Annotated in this window: 15 protein-coding genes; 7 read left to right on the forward strand and 8 right to left on the reverse strand. The window is 68.7% G+C overall.

All coding sequences use genetic code 11. From position 1 onward, the window contains the following. Positions 1–67 precede the first annotated feature (67 nt). Complete coding sequence (locus tag V4U86_RS06280; protein ID WP_395310426.1) at positions 68–1,945, forward strand: ABC transporter family substrate-binding protein; 1,878 nt, start codon at positions 68–70, stop codon at positions 1,943–1,945. Here the strand turns inward: V4U86_RS06280 and V4U86_RS06285 are convergent. After that, the gene (locus V4U86_RS06285) at positions 1,932–3,161 is read right to left on the reverse strand and encodes a chloride channel protein (protein ID WP_395310427.1); all 1,230 of its coding nucleotides are present in this window, start codon (positions 3,159–3,161) and stop codon (positions 1,932–1,934) included. The genes V4U86_RS06280 and V4U86_RS06285 overlap by 14 nt on opposite strands. A 17-nt stretch (positions 3,162–3,178) precedes the next feature. On the opposite strand from V4U86_RS06285, the gene mshB reads away from it, so the two are divergent. After that, positions 3,179–4,030: an N-acetyl-1-D-myo-inositol-2-amino-2-deoxy-alpha-D-glucopyranoside deacetylase gene (mshB, locus tag V4U86_RS06290; RefSeq protein ID WP_395310428.1), complete on the forward strand. Its 852-nt coding sequence runs from the start codon at positions 3,179–3,181 to the stop codon at positions 4,028–4,030. A gap of 79 nt (positions 4,031–4,109) precedes the next feature. Then, a complete protein-coding gene (locus tag V4U86_RS06295) occupies positions 4,110–4,547 on the forward strand; it encodes a hypothetical protein (RefSeq protein ID WP_395310429.1) in 438 nt (145 codons plus the stop codon). On the opposite strand, the gene V4U86_RS06300 is transcribed toward V4U86_RS06295, so the two are convergent. Beyond that, positions 4,536–5,651 (reverse strand): hypothetical protein, encoded by a 1,116-nt coding sequence (locus V4U86_RS06300; RefSeq protein WP_395310430.1) that lies wholly within the window; start codon positions 5,649–5,651, stop codon positions 4,536–4,538. The two genes, V4U86_RS06295 and V4U86_RS06300, sit on opposite strands and share 12 nt — an antisense overlap. A gap of 87 nt (positions 5,652–5,738) precedes the next feature. Continuing rightward, positions 5,739–6,899 (reverse strand): hypothetical protein, encoded by a 1,161-nt coding sequence (locus V4U86_RS06305; RefSeq protein ID WP_395310431.1) that lies wholly within the window; start codon positions 6,897–6,899, stop codon positions 5,739–5,741. Positions 6,900–7,088: 189 nt separating this feature from the next. Here V4U86_RS06305 and V4U86_RS06310 point away from each other — a divergent pair, with 189 nt between their 5' ends. Both V4U86_RS06310 and V4U86_RS06315 read left to right on the forward strand, forming a co-directional pair. Beyond that, on the forward strand, positions 7,089–9,659 hold the full coding sequence (locus V4U86_RS06310; protein ID WP_395310432.1) for a bifunctional FO biosynthesis protein CofGH: 2,571 nt from the start codon (positions 7,089–7,091) through the stop codon (positions 9,657–9,659). A gap of 256 nt (positions 9,660–9,915) precedes the next feature. Next, positions 9,916–10,464, forward strand: coding sequence for a YceI family protein (locus V4U86_RS06315; RefSeq protein ID WP_395310433.1), 549 nt, complete (start codon positions 9,916–9,918; stop codon positions 10,462–10,464). Between the two features lie 76 nt (positions 10,465–10,540). Here the strand turns inward: V4U86_RS06315 and V4U86_RS06320 are convergent, their stop codons facing one another. From V4U86_RS06320 to V4U86_RS06330, 3 genes are all read right to left on the reverse strand, one after another. Beyond that, on the reverse strand, positions 10,541–12,586 hold the full coding sequence (locus V4U86_RS06320; RefSeq protein ID WP_395310434.1) for a hypothetical protein: 2,046 nt from the start codon (positions 12,584–12,586) through the stop codon (positions 10,541–10,543). Between the two features lie 327 nt (positions 12,587–12,913). Next, the gene (locus tag V4U86_RS06325; RefSeq protein WP_395310435.1) at positions 12,914–14,932 is read right to left on the reverse strand and encodes an FAD-dependent oxidoreductase; all 2,019 of its coding nucleotides are present in this window, start codon (positions 14,930–14,932) and stop codon (positions 12,914–12,916) included. Continuing rightward, positions 14,929–15,486, reverse strand: a complete 558-nt coding sequence (locus V4U86_RS06330) for a PadR family transcriptional regulator (protein WP_395310436.1) — start codon at positions 15,484–15,486, stop codon at positions 14,929–14,931. Before V4U86_RS06330 ends, V4U86_RS06325 begins: the two co-directional genes overlap by 4 nt. Before the next feature lie 263 nt (positions 15,487–15,749). Here V4U86_RS06330 and fdxA point away from each other — a divergent pair, with 263 nt between their 5' ends. Together fdxA and dapC are read left to right on the forward strand one after the other, a co-directional pair. Further along, positions 15,750–16,070 carry a ferredoxin gene (gene fdxA, locus V4U86_RS06335; protein ID WP_019510504.1) on the forward strand — a complete coding sequence of 107 codons (321 nt, stop codon included), beginning with the start codon at positions 15,750–15,752 and terminating at the stop codon, positions 16,068–16,070. After that, positions 16,067–17,164 carry a succinyldiaminopimelate transaminase gene (dapC, locus tag V4U86_RS06340; RefSeq protein WP_395310437.1) on the forward strand — a complete coding sequence of 366 codons (1,098 nt, stop codon included), beginning with the start codon at positions 16,067–16,069 and terminating at the stop codon, positions 17,162–17,164. The genes fdxA and dapC overlap by 4 nt, the downstream gene beginning before the upstream one ends. 41 nt (positions 17,165–17,205) lie before the next feature. Here the strand turns inward: dapC and V4U86_RS06345 are convergent, their stop codons facing one another. Together V4U86_RS06345 and V4U86_RS06350 are read right to left on the reverse strand one after the other, a co-directional pair. Further along, complete coding sequence (locus V4U86_RS06345; protein WP_395310438.1) at positions 17,206–17,847, reverse strand: response regulator; 642 nt, start codon at positions 17,845–17,847, stop codon at positions 17,206–17,208. Beyond that, positions 17,844–19,022, reverse strand: coding sequence for a sensor histidine kinase (locus V4U86_RS06350; protein ID WP_395310439.1), 1,179 nt, complete (start codon positions 19,020–19,022; stop codon positions 17,844–17,846). The genes V4U86_RS06345 and V4U86_RS06350 overlap by 4 nt, the downstream gene beginning before the upstream one ends. Positions 19,023–19,030: the final 8 nt, after the last annotated feature.

Below are 19,030 nucleotides of genomic sequence, written 5' to 3' on the forward strand. Positions count from 1 at the left end.
ACGTGGCAGGGCGGCCCCAAAATGCGCCGGGTGAGGGCGCCATGACGCTGCCGATACCCTGAACAGCGTGCCCGGACCCGTACGCAGCATCGCCGCGATATCCGCGCTGGTGACGGTGCTCGCCGGCTGCACCGTCAGCCCGCCGCCCGCCCCGCAGAGCACCGAGACCACGCAAACCGCGCCCCCGCCGCCGATGAAGGCGATGCAGGTCATCATGGCCATCGACGCGATCGGCGCCGGGTTCAACCCGCACCTGCTCTCCGACCAGTCCTCGGTCAACTCCGCGATCTCGTCGCTGGTGCTGCCCAGCTCGTTCCGCCCGATCGCCGACGCCACCACCCCGACCGGCTCGCGCTGGGAGATGGACCCCACGCTGCTGGTCTCGGCGGAGGTGACCAGCGAGGAACCGTTCACCGTCACCTACAAGATCCGGCCGGAGGCGGCGTGGACCGACAACGCCCCGATCGGCGCCGACGACTACTGGTATCTGTGGCGGCAGATGGTCAGCCACCCCGGCGTCGTCGACCCGGCCGGCTATGACCTGATCACCGGCGTGCAATCGGTGGAGGGCGGCAAGACCGCCGTCGTCACCTTCGCCCAGCACTACCCGGCGTGGCGGGAACTGTTCAACGACATCCTGCCCGCCCACATCGTCAAGGATGTGCCCGGCGGTTTCGGCGCCGGGCTGGCCCGGGCGCTGCCGGTCACCGGCGGCCAGTTCCGGGTGGACAACATCGATCCGCAGCGCGACGAAATCCTGCTGGCCCGCAACGACCGCTACTGGGGCGAGCCCGCCAACCCAGACCAGATCCTGTTCCGCCGCGCTGGATCCACTGCCGCCCTTGCGGATTCGATCCGCAACGGGGACACCCAAGTGGCCCAGGTGCACGGCGGGCAGGCGGCGTTCGCCCAGCTTTCGGCGATCCCGGACGTGCGCACCGCACGCATCGTCACCCCGCGCGTGCTGCAGGTGACATTGCGCGCGCAACAGCCCGCGCTCACCGATCTGCGCGTGCGCAAGGCGCTGTTCGGTCTGCTCGATGTCGACCTGCTGGCCGCTGTCGGCGCCGGATCCGACAACACGGTGACCCTCGCGCAGGCGCAGGTGCGCTCACCGTCGGATCCCGGTTACGTGCCGACCGCCCCGCCGGCCATCACCAAAGAGGCCGCGCTGCGGCTGTTGGCCGATGCCGGATACCAGGTGCAACCGGTGGAGACAACGCGGACCACGACTCCGGGCACCCCGGGACCGGACGAGGCCCGCGGGCAGATCACCAAGGACGGCCAGCCGCTCACGATGGTGCTGGGGGTGGCCGCCAACGACCCGACCTCGATCGCGGTGGCCAACACCGCGGCCGACCAGTTGCGCAACGTCGGCATCGCGGCGTCGGTGTCGGCGCTGGATCCGGTCACCCTCTACAGCGAGGCGATGGTCAACAACTCGGTGGACGCGGTGGTCGGATGGCACGCCGCCGGTGGCGATCTGGCGACCGCGCTGGCCTCGCGCTACGGCTGCCCGGCGCTGGAGGCGACCCCGGTCTCGACCGTTACCCCCGCCCCGAGCGTCACCGCCACCACCACCGCACCCAGGACGTCGAGCACCGCCACCTCCGCACCGCCGGCACCGACGCCGACCACCACCGGCACCGCCGCGCCCGAACCACCGGAAAACTCAGGCGAATTGGTGCAGGCGCCCAGTAACCTCACCGGGATCTGTGACCGCAGCATCCAGCCCCGCATCGACGCGGCGCTGCGCGGCACCGAGGAGATCGGCGAGGTGATCGACGTCGTGGAACCCCGGCTGTGGGAACTGTCGACGGTGCTGCCGATCCTGCAGGACACCACCATCGTCGCGGCCGCCCCGCGGGTGGCCGGGGTGAGCTTGACCGGCGCGGTGCCGGTCGGCATCGTCGGCGACGCCGGAAAATGGGTCAAGCAGCCCTGACGGTTCGGCGCCAGATTTCGTGCGCGGTGTACGCCGCGATCGCGAACACCGCCAGCAGCCAGAACGGTGGGTGCGCGAGTTCCCACACGAACAGCGCCGCAAAGGCCGGGGCGCGCTGCGTGATGGCGAGGACCCCCGCTGCGCAGGTGAGCGCCACCGCGGCGGTGCTGACGTGCAGGTCGGTGTACTGATTGAGCGCCAACGCGACGGCCGATCCCGCCGCGGCTCCGGTCGCCAATGCCGGTGTGAGCAGACCTCCGACCGCGCCGGCCCGCAGAAACAATGCGGTCAGAACGGGTTTGAGTGCCAGGATCGCCAAGGCAGAGGTGATGGTCAGATCGCTGTCGACGCTGACCACCAGGATGCTCTTGCCGTTGCCCGGCAGTTCGGGCCACCAGATGGAGCAGATTCCGGTCAGCAGGCCGGCGGCGGCGACTCCGGGCACGAGCACCCAGGACGCCGAGGGCGCCTTCGTCGTCGCGGTGACCCGGGTGAACGCAACGCCGACACCGACTGCCAACGGAGCGATGAGCAGGGCCAGCAGTACGAACAGATAGGACAGGTCGGCGTCGGGCCAATCGATCGGATGCTTCAGGTGTGTGACGGGGGCGGCGACCGCGACCCCCAGGCTCGATGTGATCAGCGCGGTTCCGACCACCCGCGGATGCCAGCTGCGCAGCAGGATGCTGATGGTGAACAGGGCACCGCCCAGGGGCACGCCGTATACCGCGCCCAGTCCGGCGCCGGCCGCGCACGAGAGCAGGATTTCCCGGTCCCGTGCGGTCAGGGCCCACCGCGAGGTGGCGGCGTCGCCGAAGACGGCAGCCAGTTGACGCGGCGCGCCCTCGCGTCCCAGCGACGCGCCGGCGCCGACCACGAGCACCTGCAGTACGGCGTCCAGCGCCATCGGAACCCGCGGAAGTGGTTGGTGTGCGGCGATGGTGGCCGACAGCTTGGGTACCTGGTTGCGGCGGCGCAGCAGCCACCAGCCCAGCCCGGCCAACGCTCCACCGATCATCGGGCCGAGCGCGCGGCGTACATGTCCGCTGGCGTCGACGCCGTCGAGCAGGCTGCCGAAGCTGTAGTGGTAGGTCAGGTGCTCGATACCGTGCAGCAGCAGGGTGGTTGCGATACCGGCCAATCCGGCCAGTAATCCGATCACGAGGACCGCGCAGCCGAACTCGAGCGCTCGGCGTCTCGCGTCAGGTGGCGGCACACGGTAAACCTAGGGGAGTGGAAACGCCGCGGCTTCTCTTTGTGCATGCCCATCCCGATGACGAATCCCTGACCACGGGCGCGACCATCGCGCACTACGCGGCCATGGGCGCCGATGTGCGGGTGATCACCTGCACGATGGGGGAAGAAGGCGAGGTCATCGGCGACCGCTGGGCCGGTCTCGCGGTCGACGAAGCCGACCAACTGGGCGGATACCGCGTCATCGAGCTCACCGGGGCGCTCGCTGCGCTCGGCGCCGGGCAGCCGCACTATCTGGGAGGTGCGGGGCGCTGGCGCGACTCCGGGATGCCGGGAACACCCGCGCGGCACCGGCCACGTTTCGTCGACGCGCCGCTGGAGGAACCCGTGGCCGAACTGGTCTCCGTCATTGCTGACTTCCGGCCGCACGTGGTCGTCGGCTACGACCCGAACGGCGGCTACGGGCATCCCGACCACATCCGGGTCCACGAGGTCACCACCGCGGCGGTGGCCGCGTCGGCCCAGCACGGCTGGGCGGTGCCGAAGTTCTATTGGACGGTGATGGCGGTGTCGGGATTCGTGGAGGGGTTCCGCAACATCGGTGACCCGCCCGAGGACTGGGTCGTGATCAAGGCCGAGGACATCACCTTCGGTTACCCCGACGACCAGGTGGACGCGGTGATCGACGCGTCGGCCCAGCTTCCGGCCAAGGCGGCGGCGTTGCGGGCCCATGCCACCCAGGTGATGGTCGCGCCGGACGGCCGGTCCATGGCGTTGTCGAACAAGATCGCGTTACCGCTGTGGGGTATCGAGCACTATGTGCTGGCCGCCGGCCGGCGTGGAGCCGACGGAGTGGAGAAAGATCTGCTGGCGGGGCTCGATCTCGGGTAGGGACGCGGTAGGCTCCCCGCATGGACCCGGAATTGGATCCCAACCTGCAGCACTGGCAGGACCGCGCCGACAACTTCCAGTGGGTCGTCGGCTCCCTGGCCGCCTTGCTCGACAGCATCCCGACCTGACAGCCGAACCTGCGGACGGGCCGGCCTGGTTGTCGCCCGTCGTTCTGGCGTTGCTCGCCGTCGACGGCGTGCTGTCCGCCCTGGCGGCGGCGTTCCTGCTACCGCTCCGGCTGGGCCCGGTGCCGTTTCCCATCAGCATGCTGGTCACCGCCGCGGTGAACGCCGCCCTGGTGTGGGCCGCGCTGCATTGGACGACGTCGGTGCGGGTGGCCGCGTTGCCGTTGTGGACGTGGCTGGCAACCGTGCTGGCCCTGACCTTCGGCGGGCCGGGCAACGACCTGGTGTTCGGTGGCGTCGGCGTGATGGGTTACGCGGCGCTTCCGTTCATCGCGGTGGGCGCGCTACCGGCGGCCGCACTGCTGCGTCGCGCGCAGCGCTCAGTCGTCTGAGCCGACGCCGGGCTTGGTGTCCGGCTTGGTATCGGGTTTGGTGTCGGGTCCCGCGTCGGCCTTGGTGTCCGGTGTGGTGTCTGCTTTCAGGTCGGAGCGGTTGCCGTTGTCATCCTTCGGGTCGTCGAGTGCGCCGAGATCTTTGGTCTCGTCCACCGTGTCGAGGTCTTCGGCAACGTCCGGGTCCTCGGGCGTGGCCTGCTCGGTTTCCGGCTCGAACTCGGCGGGCAGTTCCTCCCCGACATCGGGCCCGGTGTCCTCGATCTGCTCCGAGATCTGCTCCGACACGTCGACCTGTTCGGGCTCGCCGGTTTCTTCGCCGGTGGCAACGATGTCATTGCCGGTTTCGGTGCCCTCGGGCGACGTGAGGGTTTCATCGCCGGACACGGGGTCCGTATCGACGGAGGGCTCGTGTTGGTCCGCGGTCTCGGGGTCGGTGCCCCGCGCGGCGATGCCGGCTGCGGCGAGGGGCAGGTTTGTCTCCTCGGCGGCGGCCACGGTCGACAGCGATCCGCCGATCGGTGGGATGGGCGGCAGAGGCGGCAACCAGAAGGCGATCTCGTCATTGACGAAGTAGATGAACGAGTTGATGCTGTCCACGATGACGTTGCGTACGCCCTGCAGGAACGTCACCTGACCGTCGATCCAGTCGGCGATGTTGAAGGTGATGCTCCGGACGATCCGCTCGCCGAGGTGGTAGAAGTACATGATCTGCGGGGAGAGCCAACCGACCCAGGGAATCCATCCCACGGCGTAGGCGGCGACTTCGAAACCCCACTGCACCCACGGTTCGATGGCGTTGTAGGTGTTCTCGATGGCGGTGCCAATCGAGTTGCCGACCACCGTCGGTGGGAACTGCGGTGTCGGGAACGCCGCACGGGAGCTCGGCGGGATGACGATGTCGTTCACGAAGTCGACGAGCAGATCAGGCAGTGCGGTGGCGGTGGCCTGCGGCTGGACCGCGGCGGTTAGCCATACCGACTGGGACGACGCAACCCGCCCGGGCGGTGCCGCGTGATCCGGTGCCGGGGGTGCCAGAGCGACGGCCGCCGCGGTCGTTGCCGCGACACTCAGCGAAACCAATGGGCGCAGTAGACGACTCATGGCGCGCTACCCCTCTCACATCGAGGCGTAAGACCCGCAGAAGTTTACGCGCCGACCCTGCCGGCCGAGGGCATTTTCATCCGGGGCTCAGTCCTCTGAACCGGCGCCGGCTTTGGTCTCCGATGTGGTGTCGGTCTTGTTGTCGGAACCGGCATCGGACTTCGTATCCGGTGCGGTGTCGGGTCCGTTGTCGGACTTGCGGTCCGAGGCCTTGTCGGCCCCGTCCTTGATGTCGTCTTCGGCGTCCTGCGCCGGGTCGGTGAGGTCCTCGGCGGAGTCCTGCTCGCCGTCGACCTCGGCATCGATGTCCTCGGCCGTATCTGCGAGGTTGTCGTCGACCTCGTCGAGTTCATCCGTCGGGGCGAGGTCGGAGGTGTCCTCGTCCTGCGGCTCGGAGTCGACAGGCGCCTCGGGCTCGGTCGACTCGTCGGTCGGTTCGACCTCGTCGGTCGGTTCGGCCTGGGGCTCGGGTTCCTCGGACTCCGCGGGCAGCGGTGCGGTCTGCTCGCCGGACTCGGCCACGTCGGTGCTCGCGCCGGACTCGGTCTCCGCTTCGGTCTCGCCGGCCGCGGTCGGGGCGGCAACCTGCATCGCGGTTCGCGCACCCACGACGTCCATGGTGGCTTGAGCGGCGAGTGGGATGAACGGCGGCAGCGGCGGCAGGAAGCTCAGGAACCAGTCGATCTCGGCGTTGACGAACCCGATGCCCGCGTTGACGGTGTCGTTGAAGAAGTTGGTCAGTGCTCCGACGATGCTTTCGGCCCCGCCCACCCAGTAGGCGAAGTTGAACACTCCGCTGGTGATGATCGGTTCGATCAGCGAGTAATAGACGATGCTGATCTGCGGGGTGAACCAGTTGACGACGGGAATCCACTCGGTGGCATAGATGCCGAGGTTCACCGCCCAGTCGACCCACGGCATGATCACGTCGTAGGCACCGATGATCGCGTTGCCCAGGCCCGGCAACGCCAGGGCGCTGACCTGTGCTGATGCGGCGTCCAAGGTTTCGGTCAGCGCCGCGGTGGAGGTCAGCGCCTCGGGTGGCAGCAGTGCCGCGGCGGCCTGCGCCGTCGCATATTCGGGCACCTGCGCCACGAGCGGATTCGCCGGCGGGATGTACGCCGCCAGGGCGACGCTGTCGTGGCGCACCGGGTGCGCAGGCGCAGCCACCGAGGGCGGGATGGCGATGCTGCCCGCAGCGACGATGCCGACACCGGCCATCAGATATGGACGCATGCTCAACCGCATGTTCGCTCCTGTCCGCTCGACCCCGACGGCAGATGAATTTACGCGAGCATTTCCGCTGCAGACGGCATTCTGCGGGCGGCTCGCACAGGTGTCGCCCCTCGGCGACTAATGTGGCCCCTATGCCAGGCGCATCTGTTTCAGATAGTGAGACGCGCGGATGATCCGCGTCGATGCCGCGGTTACAGGGGAGTGGCTCTGAACCCTCAGCACGGCTCCGATCTGCCCAGCCCGGTGGTCCCGCCGAAGTCCAGCCCATCCGCGCTGCGGCGCGTACTGCGTCGTGCCCGCGACGGGGTGGCCTTGAACGTCGACGAAGCGGCGATCGCGATGACCGCCCGCGGCGAGGACCTGGCCGACCTGTGTGCCAGTGCGGCCCGGGTGCGCGATGCGGGCCTGGAGTCCGCCGGCCGTCGTGGCGCCACCGGCCGGTTGCCGATCAGCTATTCGCGCAAGGTCTTCATCCCGGTGACGCACCTGTGCCGCGACAAATGCCACTACTGCACCTTCGTGACGGTGCCGGGCAAGTTGCGCGCCGAGGGCAGGGGCATGTTCATGGAGCCCGACGAGATCCTCGACGTGGCCCGCCGGGGCGCTGAGCTTGGATGCAAGGAAGCGCTTTTCACCCTCGGTGACCGCCCGGAGGCACGCTGGGACGAAGCCAAGCAGTGGCTCGACGAACGGGGCTACGACTCCACCCTGGACTACGTCCGGGCGATGGCCATCCGGGTGCTCGAGGAGACCGGTCTGCTGCCGCACCTCAACCCCGGGGTGATGAGCTGGACCGAGCTGTCCCGGCTGAAACCAGTTGCGCCGTCGATGGGCATGATGCTGGAGACGACCTCGCGGCGGTTGTTCGAGACCCGCGGTCTGGCGCACTACGGCAGCCCGGACAAGGATCCGGCGGTCCGGCTGCGCACACTCGATGACGCCGGCAGACTCTCGGTCCCCTTCACCACCGGTCTGCTGGTGGGCATCGGCGAGACGCTGACCGAGCGGGCCGAGACCATGCACGCGATCCGCAAATCCCACAAGGCATTCGGGCACGTGCAGGAAGTCATCGTGCAGAACTTCCGGGCCAAGGACAACACCGCGATGGCGGCGGTGCCCGACGCCGGCATCGACGACTTCCTGGCCACCATCGCGGTGACCCGGCTGGTGCTGGGCCCGAAGATGCGCATCCAGGCGCCGCCGAACCTGGTGTCCCGGGCGGAGTGCCTGGCTCTGATCGGGGCCGGGGTGGACGACTGGGGTGGGGTGTCGCCGCTGACGCCCGATCACGTCAACCCGGAGCGGCCGTGGCCCAACCTGGACGACCTGGCCTCCATCACCGCCGACGCCGGCTATGACCTGGTGCAGCGGTTGACCGCACAACCGCAGTATGTGCAGGCCGGTGCGGCGTGGATAGACCCGCGGGTGCGCGGGCACGTCGACGCGCTGGCCGACCCCGAGACCGGCCTGGCCTTGGATGTGAACCCGGTGGGCCGGCCGTGGCAGGAACCCGACGAGGCGTCGGAGTCGTTGGGGCGCACCGATCTGCACTCCGCGATCGACTCCGAGGGCCGGCGCACCGAGACCCGTAGCGACCTGGACAGCGCATTCGGGGACTGGGAATCCATCCGGGAGAAGGTGTCCGAGCTCGCCGCCCGCGCACCCGAACGTATCGACACCGATGTGCTGGCCGCGCTGCGCGCCGCCGAGCGCGACCCGGGTGGCTGCAGCGACGATGAGTACCTGGCGTTGGCCACCGCCGACGGGCCGGCCTTGGATGCTGTTGCCGCGCTGGCGGATTCGCTGCGTCGCGAGGCGATCGGTGACGATGTCACCTACGTCGTCAACCGCAACATCAACTTCACCAACATCTGCTACACCGGCTGCCGGTTCTGCGCGTTCGCGCAGCGCAAGGGCGACGCCGATGCCTACTCGCTGTCGGTGGACGAGGTCGCCGACCGGGCGTGGGAGGCGCACGTCGCCGGCGCCACCGAAGTCTGCATGCAGGGCGGTATCGACCCGGAACTGCCGGTCACCGGCTATGCGGACCTGGTGCGCGCGGTGAAGGCCCGGGTGCCCTCGATGCATGTGCACGCGTTCTCGCCGATGGAGATCGCCAACGGTGTGACCCGCAGCGGCATCTCGGTGCGGGAATGGTTGACGGCGCTGCGGGAGGCCGGGCTCGGCTCCATTCCCGGTACCGCCGCGGAGATCCTCGATGACGAGGTGCGCTGGGTGCTGACCAAGGGCAAGCTGCCCACCTCGGAGTGGATCGACGTGATCACCACCGCGCACGAGGTCGGGCTGCGCTCCTCGTCGACGATGATGTACGGGCACGTCGACACCCCGAAGCACTGGGTCGGCCACCTCAACGTGTTGCGCGGGATCCAGGACCGCACCGGCGGTTTCACCGAATTCGTGCCGCTGCCGTTCGTGCACCAGTCCTCGCCGCTGTACCTGGCCGGCGGTGCCCGGCCGGGCCCGACCCACCGGGACAATCGCGCGGTACACGCGCTGGCGCGGATCATGCTGCACGGCCGGATCCCCAGCATCCAGACGTCCTGGGTGAAGCTGGGCGTGGAACGCACCCGGGTGATGTTGCAGGGCGGCGCCAACGATCTCGGTGGCACACTGATGGAGGAGACCATCTCCCGGATGGCGGGCTCGGAGAACGGCTCGTCGAAGTCCGTCCAGGAACTGGTGGAGATCGCCGAGGGCATCGGTCGGCCCGCGCGGCAGCGGACCACCACCTACACCCCGCTGGCCGCCTGACCTTTCCCCTTTCCCCTTTCCCTCGAGCGTGCGTGTCTGCGGCGGACGCGCCGTCTTTCTGCCGAGTTTTCGCACGCTCACCGGGGTGGGTGGCGCGGGCCTGATGTCCCGAACGTGAATCCTCTGCGGCGTCCGTTCGGATTTGTCGCAGAGGATTCACGTTCGGGACGGGCGGGCGGGGAATGGAATCGGACTGCAGTCCGTTTGAACCTTGTGAGGGTGCCGGACAGGCCGGCCCGTACCACGAGGAGACATCATGACCGCAGCAGTAGCCACCGACCTGACCGCCGGCACCTGGGCCATCGACCCGGTCCATTCCTCGGTCAACTTCTCGGTCCGGCACCTGGTGGTGAGCAAGGTCCGCGGTACCTTCGACTCCTTCGAAGGCGCCATCACCGTCGCGGAGGACGGCACGCCGTCGGTGAACGCGACCATCGACATCAACTCGATCAACACCCGCAACGAGCAGCGCGACGCGCACCTCAAGGCCGCCGACTTCTTCGACGCCGAGCAGTACCCGAGCGCCTCCTTCGTCTCCACCGCGGTACGCGCCGACGGCGACGACTACGTACTCGACGGCGACTTCACCCTCAAGGGCGTCACCAAGCCCGTCTCCCTGAAGCTCGAGTTCAACGGTGTGAACCCGGGCATGGGCCATGGTGAGGTCGCCGGCTTCGAGGCCTCGGTCGTGTTGAACCGCAAGGACTTCGGCATCAGCTTCGACGCGCCGCTGGAGACCGGTGGCGCCGTGGTCGGCGACAAGGTCACCGTCACGTTGGAGATCGAGGCGCTCAAGCAGGCGTGATTGTCCCTCGGCGAACGTCCCGAGTGCCGGGCGAACCCGGGCACTCGGGACTGACGCCGCGGTTGCGGGTCTGCGTCTAACCGGCCTTGGGCGGGTCGACAAACTGTTCCCAGAAGGTGATCGCCCAACCGACGACGGGTAGCGCCTTGGCGGCGATCTTCACCTTGCCCAGGACGGGCCCGACGGCCTTGATCGCGTTGTCGGCGGCCTTGGCCAACCCGCCTCCGGCAACCTTCGCGATCTGCTTGAGGTTCTCGACCCTTCTTTCGATGTCCCGCTGAGCTTCCTTGAAGCCGCGGGCAATGGCGTCGGGTATCGCCTTTACGGCCTGTCCCACACCACTCCAGAATTGGTTCCATGGTGACGTAACAGGTCCGCCACTTCCTGGCGCGGTGTAAGGCGCCCTGCCGGTGTGGACCACTGTGACCGTGTGAGTGCTGTTGTTGGCAACGTAGAACCGCGTCCCGTCGGGGCTGAGCACCAGCCCATCTGGCCAGCCGCCGACGGGGATGGTCGCCACGACGTTGTAGGTGGCCGCATCGATCATCTGGACGGTGTTGTCGCTCGCGTTGGTGAGGTAGACAACCGCCCCGTCCGGGCTGACCGCCACGCCGTCCGGGAAGTTGCCGACGGGGATCGTGGCCACAAGGGTTGATTGGGCGGTGTCGATAACGCCGAGCGTGTTGCTAGCCGCATTGCCGACGTAGACCCGTGAACCGTCGGGGCTCACCGCCAGCCAGAGTGGCATGCCGCCGACGCCGATCGAGTTCACCACGGTGTTGGTCGCCGTGTCGATCACCGACACCGAGCCTGCGCCGGCGTTGGTGACATACGCGCGGGTTCCGTCCGGGCTCACTGCGACCCTGATCGGGGACGAGCCCACGGGGATGGTGGCGACGACGGTGTTGGTGGCGGTATTGATCACCGACACGGTGCTGTCTCCGGAATTGGTGACATAGACGCGTGTGCCGTCGGGGCTGACGGCCAACCCGTTGGCACTGTTGCCGACCGGAATCGGTTCCCCGACGATCGTGTTGGTGGCGGTATCGATCACCGTCACAGTGTTGGATCCGCTGACGTACAGCCGTTTCCCGTTGGGGCTGACGACCGGGACGCTGTCGTAGGCGAAGCTCCCCACCGGGATCGTGGCGATGACCGTGTTGGTGGCGGTATCGATGACCGACACCGTGTTCTCAGAGATGTTGGTGACGTACACGCGGGTACCACCGGGGTTGATAGCGATGCCGATCGGGCTCGAACCGACGGGGACCGTAGCGATGACAGTGGGATCGGCGGTCGCGGCGGCCGCAACTGCCGACGCGCTGAACGCTGCCCGAGCGGCGGTCGGTACCGGCGTGAATTCCGCGGCGTCGTCGGACATCGACGGGACAGCCAATATCGACGCGACCTCTGACGGTGCGATCTCGTCCTCGGCGAGGTCTGATCGTCTGCTCACACTCGCGAGCCCGAGCACCGCGATCGCGGCCGCCGGAGCGGCGGGCCCATCGGCGTCGGAGTCCTGCGGATCGGCGGGGGCGGCAAGCAACGGGTTTGCAAGCGGAGAAGGCTGGACCGTGGGTGTCGACGGAACAGTCTCCGGGAGATCGATCGGTGACGACGCCGAGGTCGGTGCCTGAGTGCTGGGCGCAGACTCCGTCCCCGCAGACGTATCAGACGTTCCGTCGTCCTGTTCGGTGAAACCCCGCTGTGCCGAACGCTTTCCGAAGCTCTCGCCGAGATCGGGTGAGGAATCGAGCACGCGGGTCGAGCTATGGTCACGGTGTCGCGAGCGCTCGGGAATGTTCCGCGTGGGAGTGGCACGTTCGATCGACGTCGCAGATTCTGCCGATTCGGTATCGGCGTCGGACTTTGACGCCGAGGAGTCGGCAGCGGGCGAACTGGCCGAGCCGGAATCCTCTTCGCCGGCCGAACTGTTCGTGTCGGTTCCCCCGTCCGGAGTATCGGCAAGCGCCATACCGGGCACGAACGTCATCGCTGCGCCGATCCCGACGGTGGCCGCTCCCATCCGCAACCAGCGCCCGGCGACCTCTCCCGTCGCGGCAGTCTGTCTGCGATGTTTACCGCCGGTGCGGCGATCTTTGCGGGGACTGGGAGCTGACACACCGACTCCTTCGGCTGTAGGGGAGCGATCCGGTTGGGCGACAGGGCTATCGAAGCTGGTAGCGCGCTGAAATTAGCAGAAGGTTCGGCCGCGTGAGGTTCCCGAAGGCGCAGAAGTGGCATTTTGCTGAAAGTGCAGACTCTCGTACTACGACCGGCGTCCTCCGAACGACGCACCTCGACCCCGCAGGGTGCTCGTCACGACGGCCTTCGAGGCGCTCAAACGGGCCGAACTCGGCCCGCGAGCGTGCGCGAACTTCGCCCGCCGCCCGGTGTGTTGCCCGCAGACACGCACGCTCGCGGGGAAAGGGGTTCGCGGGGAAAGGGGCTACAGCCGAGCGGCCAGCTCGGTGCCCTGCCGGATAGCCCGCTTGGCATCCAGTTCGGCGGCCACCAAGGCGCCACCGATCACATGCGGCTGCACGCCGCGAGCCAGCAGCGCGTCCTCCAGATCGCGCACGGATTCCTGGCCGGCGCACACCACGACGTTGTCGACCGCCAGCACCCGCGCCCCGGAATGGTCGGCGCCGAAGCTGATGTGCAGCCCGTCGTCGTCGACGCGCTCGTAGTTCACCCCGGACAGTTGCTGCACGCCTTTGGCTTTCAGTGACGCACGGTGCACCCAGCCGGAGGTCTTACCCAGCCCGCGGCCCTGCGGCCCCTTGGACCGCTGCAACAGGAACACCTCCCGCGCGGGCGGTAGCGGCAGGGGAGTGGTCAGCGCGCCGCGCACCGACGGCGCGTGCTGAGGATCCAGGGCACCCCATTCGGCCTGCCACTCCTTGCGATTCAGAGTGGGGGAGGTGTCGGTCACCAGGAACTCGCTCACGTCGAACCCGATGCCACCCGCGCCGATCACCGCCACCGAGTCACCGACCGGGACGCCGGCCAGCACCTCGGCATACGACAGCACCATCGGATGGTCGACACCGGGGATGTCCGGGATGCGCGGCTTCACACCGGTGGCCAGCACCACCTCGTCGAAACCCGCCAGTGAATCCGCCGACGCCCGAACCCCCAACCGCACCTCGACGGCGTGTACCTCCAGCATGCGGGTGTAGTACCGCACCGTCTCGTTGAACTCCTCTTTACCGGGAACCCTTCTGGCCAAGTCGAATTGCCCGCCGATCGTGGAACCGGCCTCGAACAGCGTGACCCGGTGCCCGCGCTGAGCCGCCGACACCGCCGCCGCGAGTCCGGCCGGCCCGGCACCGACCACGGCCACCGATCGGGCCCGTCGTGTGGGCCCGAGCACCAGCGTGGTCTCGTGCCCCGCCCGCGGGTTGAGCAGACACGACACCGTCTTGTGTACGAACGCGTGATCCAGGCAGGCCTGATTGCAGGCGATGCAGGTGTTGATCTGATCGGCGGTGTCCGCGGCGGCCTTGCGCACCCAGTCGGGGTCGCTCAGCAACGGCCGGGCCATCGAGATCAGTTGCACGTGCGTCTCGGCGAGGATCTGCTCGGCCGCCTCGGGCATGCTGATCCGGTTGGAGGCGACCACCGGGATCCCGACGTGCTCGGCGAGCGCGCTGCTGGTGCCGACGAACGCACCGCCGGGTACCGAGGTGACGATGGTGGGCACCCGCGCCTCGTGCCAGCCGATCCCGGTATTGAGAATCGTGGCCCCGGCTGCCTCGATCTCGGTTGCCAGGGCGACGATCTCGTCCCAGGTCTGGCCGTCCTCGACGTAGTCGGCCACCGAAATCCGGTAGACGAGGATGAAGTCGGGACCCACCGCCTCGCGAACCCGGCGCACGATCTCGACCGGGAAACGGCGGCGCTTCTCCGGGGTCCCGCCCCACTCGTCACGACGCTTGTTGGTCCGCGGTGCCAGGAACTGGTTGAGCAGGTAGCCCTCGCTGCCCATGATCTCCACGCCGTCGTACCCGGCGTCGCGGGCCAGCAGTGCCGCCCGGACAAAGTCGGAGATCGTCCCGGACACATCACGCAGGGCGCGCGGCCGAAACGGGTTGATGGGCGCCTTGATCGAGGACGCGCTCACCGACAACGGGTGATACGCGTAGCGCCCGGCATGCAGGATCTGCAGCGCGATCTTGCCGCCCTCGTCGTGCACGGCCGTGGTGATCCGGCGGTGCCGTCGCGCATCGGCCGCCGAAAGCATCTCCGCGGCGAGCGGCAACAGCCAGCCGGTCCGGTTGGGCGCGTAGCCGCCGGTGATGATCAGGCCGACCCCGCCGCGGGCCCGTTCGGCGAAATAGGCGGCCAGCTTGCCGGTGTCGCGGGCCCGGTCCTCCAGCCCGGTGTGCATCGATCCCATGATCACCCGGTTGCGCAGCGTGGTGAACCCGAGATCCAACGGGGACAACAGATTCGGATAGCTCACAGCACCTCCAACAGTTCAGAAAGCCAGTCGATCGCGCCTTCTTCGGCGCGAATTCCACCGCGCAGCACCAGGTACTGGTGCAGATCGGACCCGGTCAGGGCGGCCGGGTCGGGGAACTGCTGTTTCTCGAATCCGCGGTAGGTGTCCAGCAGGGCGGCGCGTTCGGCCCGTAGTGCGGCGGCCTGCTCCCGGATGGCGGCGATGTCGCCGTGGGCGGCGGCGCGGACCTTGACCGCCAGGTCGCGGGTGCGGTTGTCCGCGAGAAGGCCTGAGCCGGTGCTCGCTCTGCTCGCCAGCGGCTCGGCGATCCAGTGGGCCAGCTCGGCATGCCCGGTCGCTGTCACCGAGTAGACCTTCTTGTCCGGCCGGCCGCGCTGCTCGACCAACTCCGCCCGCACCCAGGTGTCGTTCTCCATCAGCCGCAACGTGCGATAGATCTGCTGGTGGGTGGCCGACCAGAAGTAGCCGATCGACCGGTCGAACCGTCGGGTCAGTTCGTAGCCCGAACTCGGCTGCTCGCAGAGCGACACCAGGATGGCGTGCTGAAGGGCCATGGCGGCAGCCTAGGCGGTACCGCTGGTCCTATGCAACGAGTTGCACAAAAACACGAGGGCCCGGCTACTAGGCGAGATGTATCTGCGACGTTTAGTATCAGTAACCACGCATCGCCGACGGATCCGACGGAGCGTGAAGTTAGGGCACACTTAGACAGGCTTCCAGTTTCGGGCCATTCATACTGGCCCGTGCGGATGCTCAGTCAGGCGTCCCGACCCAGAACGAAACCCGACCAGCAGCCCCCTGGACAGGAGAGACACCAGTGACGTACGTCATTGCCGAACCCTGCGTCGACGTCAAAGACAAGGCATGTATCGAAGAGTGCCCGGTCGATTGCATCTACGAGGGTGGCCGGATGCTGTACATCCACCCGGATGAGTGCGTCGACTGCGGCGCCTGCGAACCGGTGTGCCCGGTCGAGGCCATCTACTACGAAGATGACGTGCCGGACCAGTGGAGCAGCTACACCCAGAGCAACGCGGACTTCTTCAGCGAACTGGGTTCGCCCGGCGGTGCGTCGAAGGTCGGCCAGACCGACAACGATCCGCAGGCCATCAAGGATCTCGAGCCCAAGGGCGAGTGAGCTCACACAAGTCTGCATCGCTGCCGGTGTTCCCCTGGGACACCCTGGCAGACGTCACCGCTACCGCACGTGCACATCCGGACGGCATCGTCGACCTGTCGGTCGGTACACCGGTCGATGATGTCGCCCCGGTGATCCGGGAGGCGCTGGCCGAGGCCAGCGCCACCCCGGGATACCCCACCACCGCGGGCACCCCCGAACTCCGGGCCGCCATCCACGCCGCGTTGGCCCGCCGGTTCGGCATCACCGACGTGGCGCCCGCGGCGGTGCTGCCGGTGATCGGCACCAAGGAACTCATCGCCTGGCTGCCCACCCTGCTCGGGCTGGGCGCCGGTGACACCGTGGTGATCCCGGAGCTGGCGTACCCGACGTATGACGTCGGCGCCCGGCTGGCCGGTGCCTCGGTGCTCGCGGCGGACTCGCTGACCCAGATCGGGCCGCAGACACCCGCGCTGATCTACCTGAACTCGCCGAGCAACCCGACCGGCAAGGTGCTCGGTCTCGACCACCTGCGCAAGGTGGTCGGCTGGGCCCGTGAACGCGGCGTGCTGGTCGCCTCCGACGAGTGCTACCTCGGGTTGGCGTGGGACGCCGAACCGCTGTCGGTGCTGCACCCGTCGGTCTGCGACGGTGACCACACCGGCCTGCTGGCCATCCACTCGTTGTCCAAGACGTCCTCGCTGGCCGGCTACCGGGCCGGCTTCGTCGCGGGCGACCCGGGCGTGGTGGCCGAGCTGCTGGCGGTGCGCAAGCACGCCGGGATGATGGTGCCCGGACCCGTCCAGGCGGCGATGGTCGCCGGTCTCGAGGACGATGAGCACGTCGCGGTGCAACGCGAGCGCTACGCCAAGCGGCGCGCGATCCTGCTGCCGGCGCTACAGGCGGCCGGGTTCACCATCGATCACTCCGAAGCCGGGTTGTACCTGTGGGCCACCCGCGGCGAGCCGTGCCGGGACACCCTGGCGTGGCTGGCCCAGCGCGGAATCCTGGTGGCGCCCGGTGAGTTCTACGGGCCGGCCGGCGCCCAGCATGTGCGGGTGGCGCTGACGGCCACCGACGAGCGCATCGCCGCTGCGGCGCAGCGATTGAACTGAAGCTGCGGCGCAGCGATTGAACTGAAGCTGCGGCGCAGTGGTCAGCCCAGTAACCCGAGCGCCATCGCGGTGGTGACCGCCGCGGTGCGGTCGGACACCTCCAGCTTGGCGAACGTCCGCAGCAGATGGGTCTTCACCGTCGCCTCGCTGATGTGCAGCTCGCGCCCGATCTCGGCGTTGGTGTGACCCCGGGCCACCAGGGTGAGCACCTCGATCTCGCGGGCGGTCAGCGCGGCCGGTGCGGGTTCGCGCATCAGGCCCATCAACCGGCCGGCCACCGAGGGCGCCAGCACCGTCTTGCCCGCGGCCGCATCCCGCACCGCCGCCGCGAGTTCGGCGCGGGAGGCGTCCTTGAGCAGGTAGCCCGCCGCGCCCGCCTCCACCGCGCGCAGGATGTCGGCGTCGGATTCGTAGGTGGTGACCACCACGATCCGGGTCTGCGGCAGATCGGCCAAGACGCGTTCGGTGGTGGTGACCCCGTCGCCGTCGGGCATCCGCAGATCCATCAGGATGACGTCGGGCCGCAGCGCGGCCGCCAAGGTCTGTGCCTCGGCGCCCGAGGCCGCCTCACCGACGACGATCAGGTCGTCCTCGGCATCGATCATGCCGCGCAGCCCTTCCCGCACCACCGGGTGATCGTCGACGAGCAGCACGCTCACCGTCCCGTCGCGCCGAGCGGTCATGCCGGCACCTCGATGTCGAGTCGCAGGCCGCGGTCGGCGGGCCCGGCGGACAGCGTGACCGTGCCGCCGACCTGGGTCACCCGGGATCGCATGCCGCGCAACCCGAAACCGTCGGTGTGTTGATCGGTCAGGCCGATCCCGTTGTCGGACACCGTGAGTCGTACCGCGTCGGTGTCGCTGCCCAGAGTGACGGCCACCGCGTCGGCCCCGGAGTGCTGACGGATGTTGGCCAATGCCTCCTGGGCGGCGCGCAACAGCACCACATCGCCGGCCATCCCTGTCGAAGGTGTGTCCTCGGCGATGCGGTCGCGCACCGAGACTCCGGTCTCGGCCTCGAATGCGAGACACAGCCGGCGGATCGCGGCGGGCAGCGTCGCACCGTCCAGTGCGGTGGGCGTCAGCCTGGTCACCATCGTTCTCGCCTCGGCGAGATTGTCCCGGGCGGTCGACTCGACGAGCGCCAGATGCCGGGCGGCGGCCTGTGGGTCGGTGCCGATCTCGGCCTCGATCGCCTGGGCCAACGCGACGATGCTGGTGAAGCCCTGCGCCAAAGTGTCATGGATTTCCCGGGCCAGCCGCTCCCGTTCGGCCGCGACACCGGCTTCTCTTGACAATCTTGAGGTTTCGGCCCGACTGTCGCGCAGCTCGTTGACCAGCCGGGCGAGCGCCATCCGTTGCCGCACCGAGCTGACGATGAAGATGCCCAGGATGGGTCCGGTGACCAGCCCCATCAGCGCCACCGCCAGCGCGACCGTGACGTACCGCGCCGCCGCCCCCGAGTCCGTGAGCACCAGAACCAGCGGAAGCACCGCGATCGCCACCGCCGCACCGATCGCGGTGCCCAGCGGCAGCGTGGAGAACACCACCGGGAAAAGCGCGGGGATCGCGGCCACCGCCGCCGGGGCGCACCACATGGCCACACACCACAGCGCCACGGCGACGATGACGTAGCCCAGCGGGCGCCAACCGAGCGCGCCCAGTCGCGGCACCCGCCGGCCGGCCACGGTCAGCCACACCAGCATCGCGGCCAGCGCGGCCACCGCGCCGGCAGGGGACCGGCCCGGCACCGAATGGTCGAGCAGCAGCACACCGGCGACAGCGACACCGCACATCGCGGTGATGTACAGATCCCACAGCCAGTGCCAGGTCGGGTTCTCGGGCCCGCGGCTGTCCATCGGCCGAT

Source organism: Mycobacterium sp. AMU20-3851, assembly GCF_043974665.1.
Taxonomy (GTDB): Bacteria; Actinomycetota; Actinomycetes; order Mycobacteriales; family Mycobacteriaceae; genus Mycobacterium.

Bases quoted from the DNA above. Each gene is read 5' to 3' on its own strand.
- V4U86_RS06300 (WP_395310430.1), bottom strand. From the start codon at position 5,651: ATGAGTCGTCTACTGCGCCCATTGGTTTCGCTGAGTGTCGCGGCAACG.
- V4U86_RS06305 (WP_395310431.1), bottom strand. From the start codon at position 6,899: ATGCGGTTGAGCATGCGTCCATATCTGATGGCCGGTGTCGGCATCGTC.
- V4U86_RS06315 (WP_395310433.1), top strand. From the start codon at position 9,916: ATGACCGCAGCAGTAGCCACCGACCTGACCGCCGGCACCTGGGCCATC.
- V4U86_RS06345 (WP_395310438.1), bottom strand. From the start codon at position 17,847: ATGACCGCTCGGCGCGACGGGACGGTGAGCGTGCTGCTCGTCGACGAT.
- V4U86_RS06350 (WP_395310439.1), bottom strand. From the start codon at position 19,022: ATGGACAGCCGCGGGCCCGAGAACCCGACCTGGCACTGGCTGTGGGAT.
- V4U86_RS06330 (WP_395310436.1), bottom strand. From the start codon at position 15,486: ATGGCCCTTCAGCACGCCATCCTGGTGTCGCTCTGCGAGCAGCCGAGT.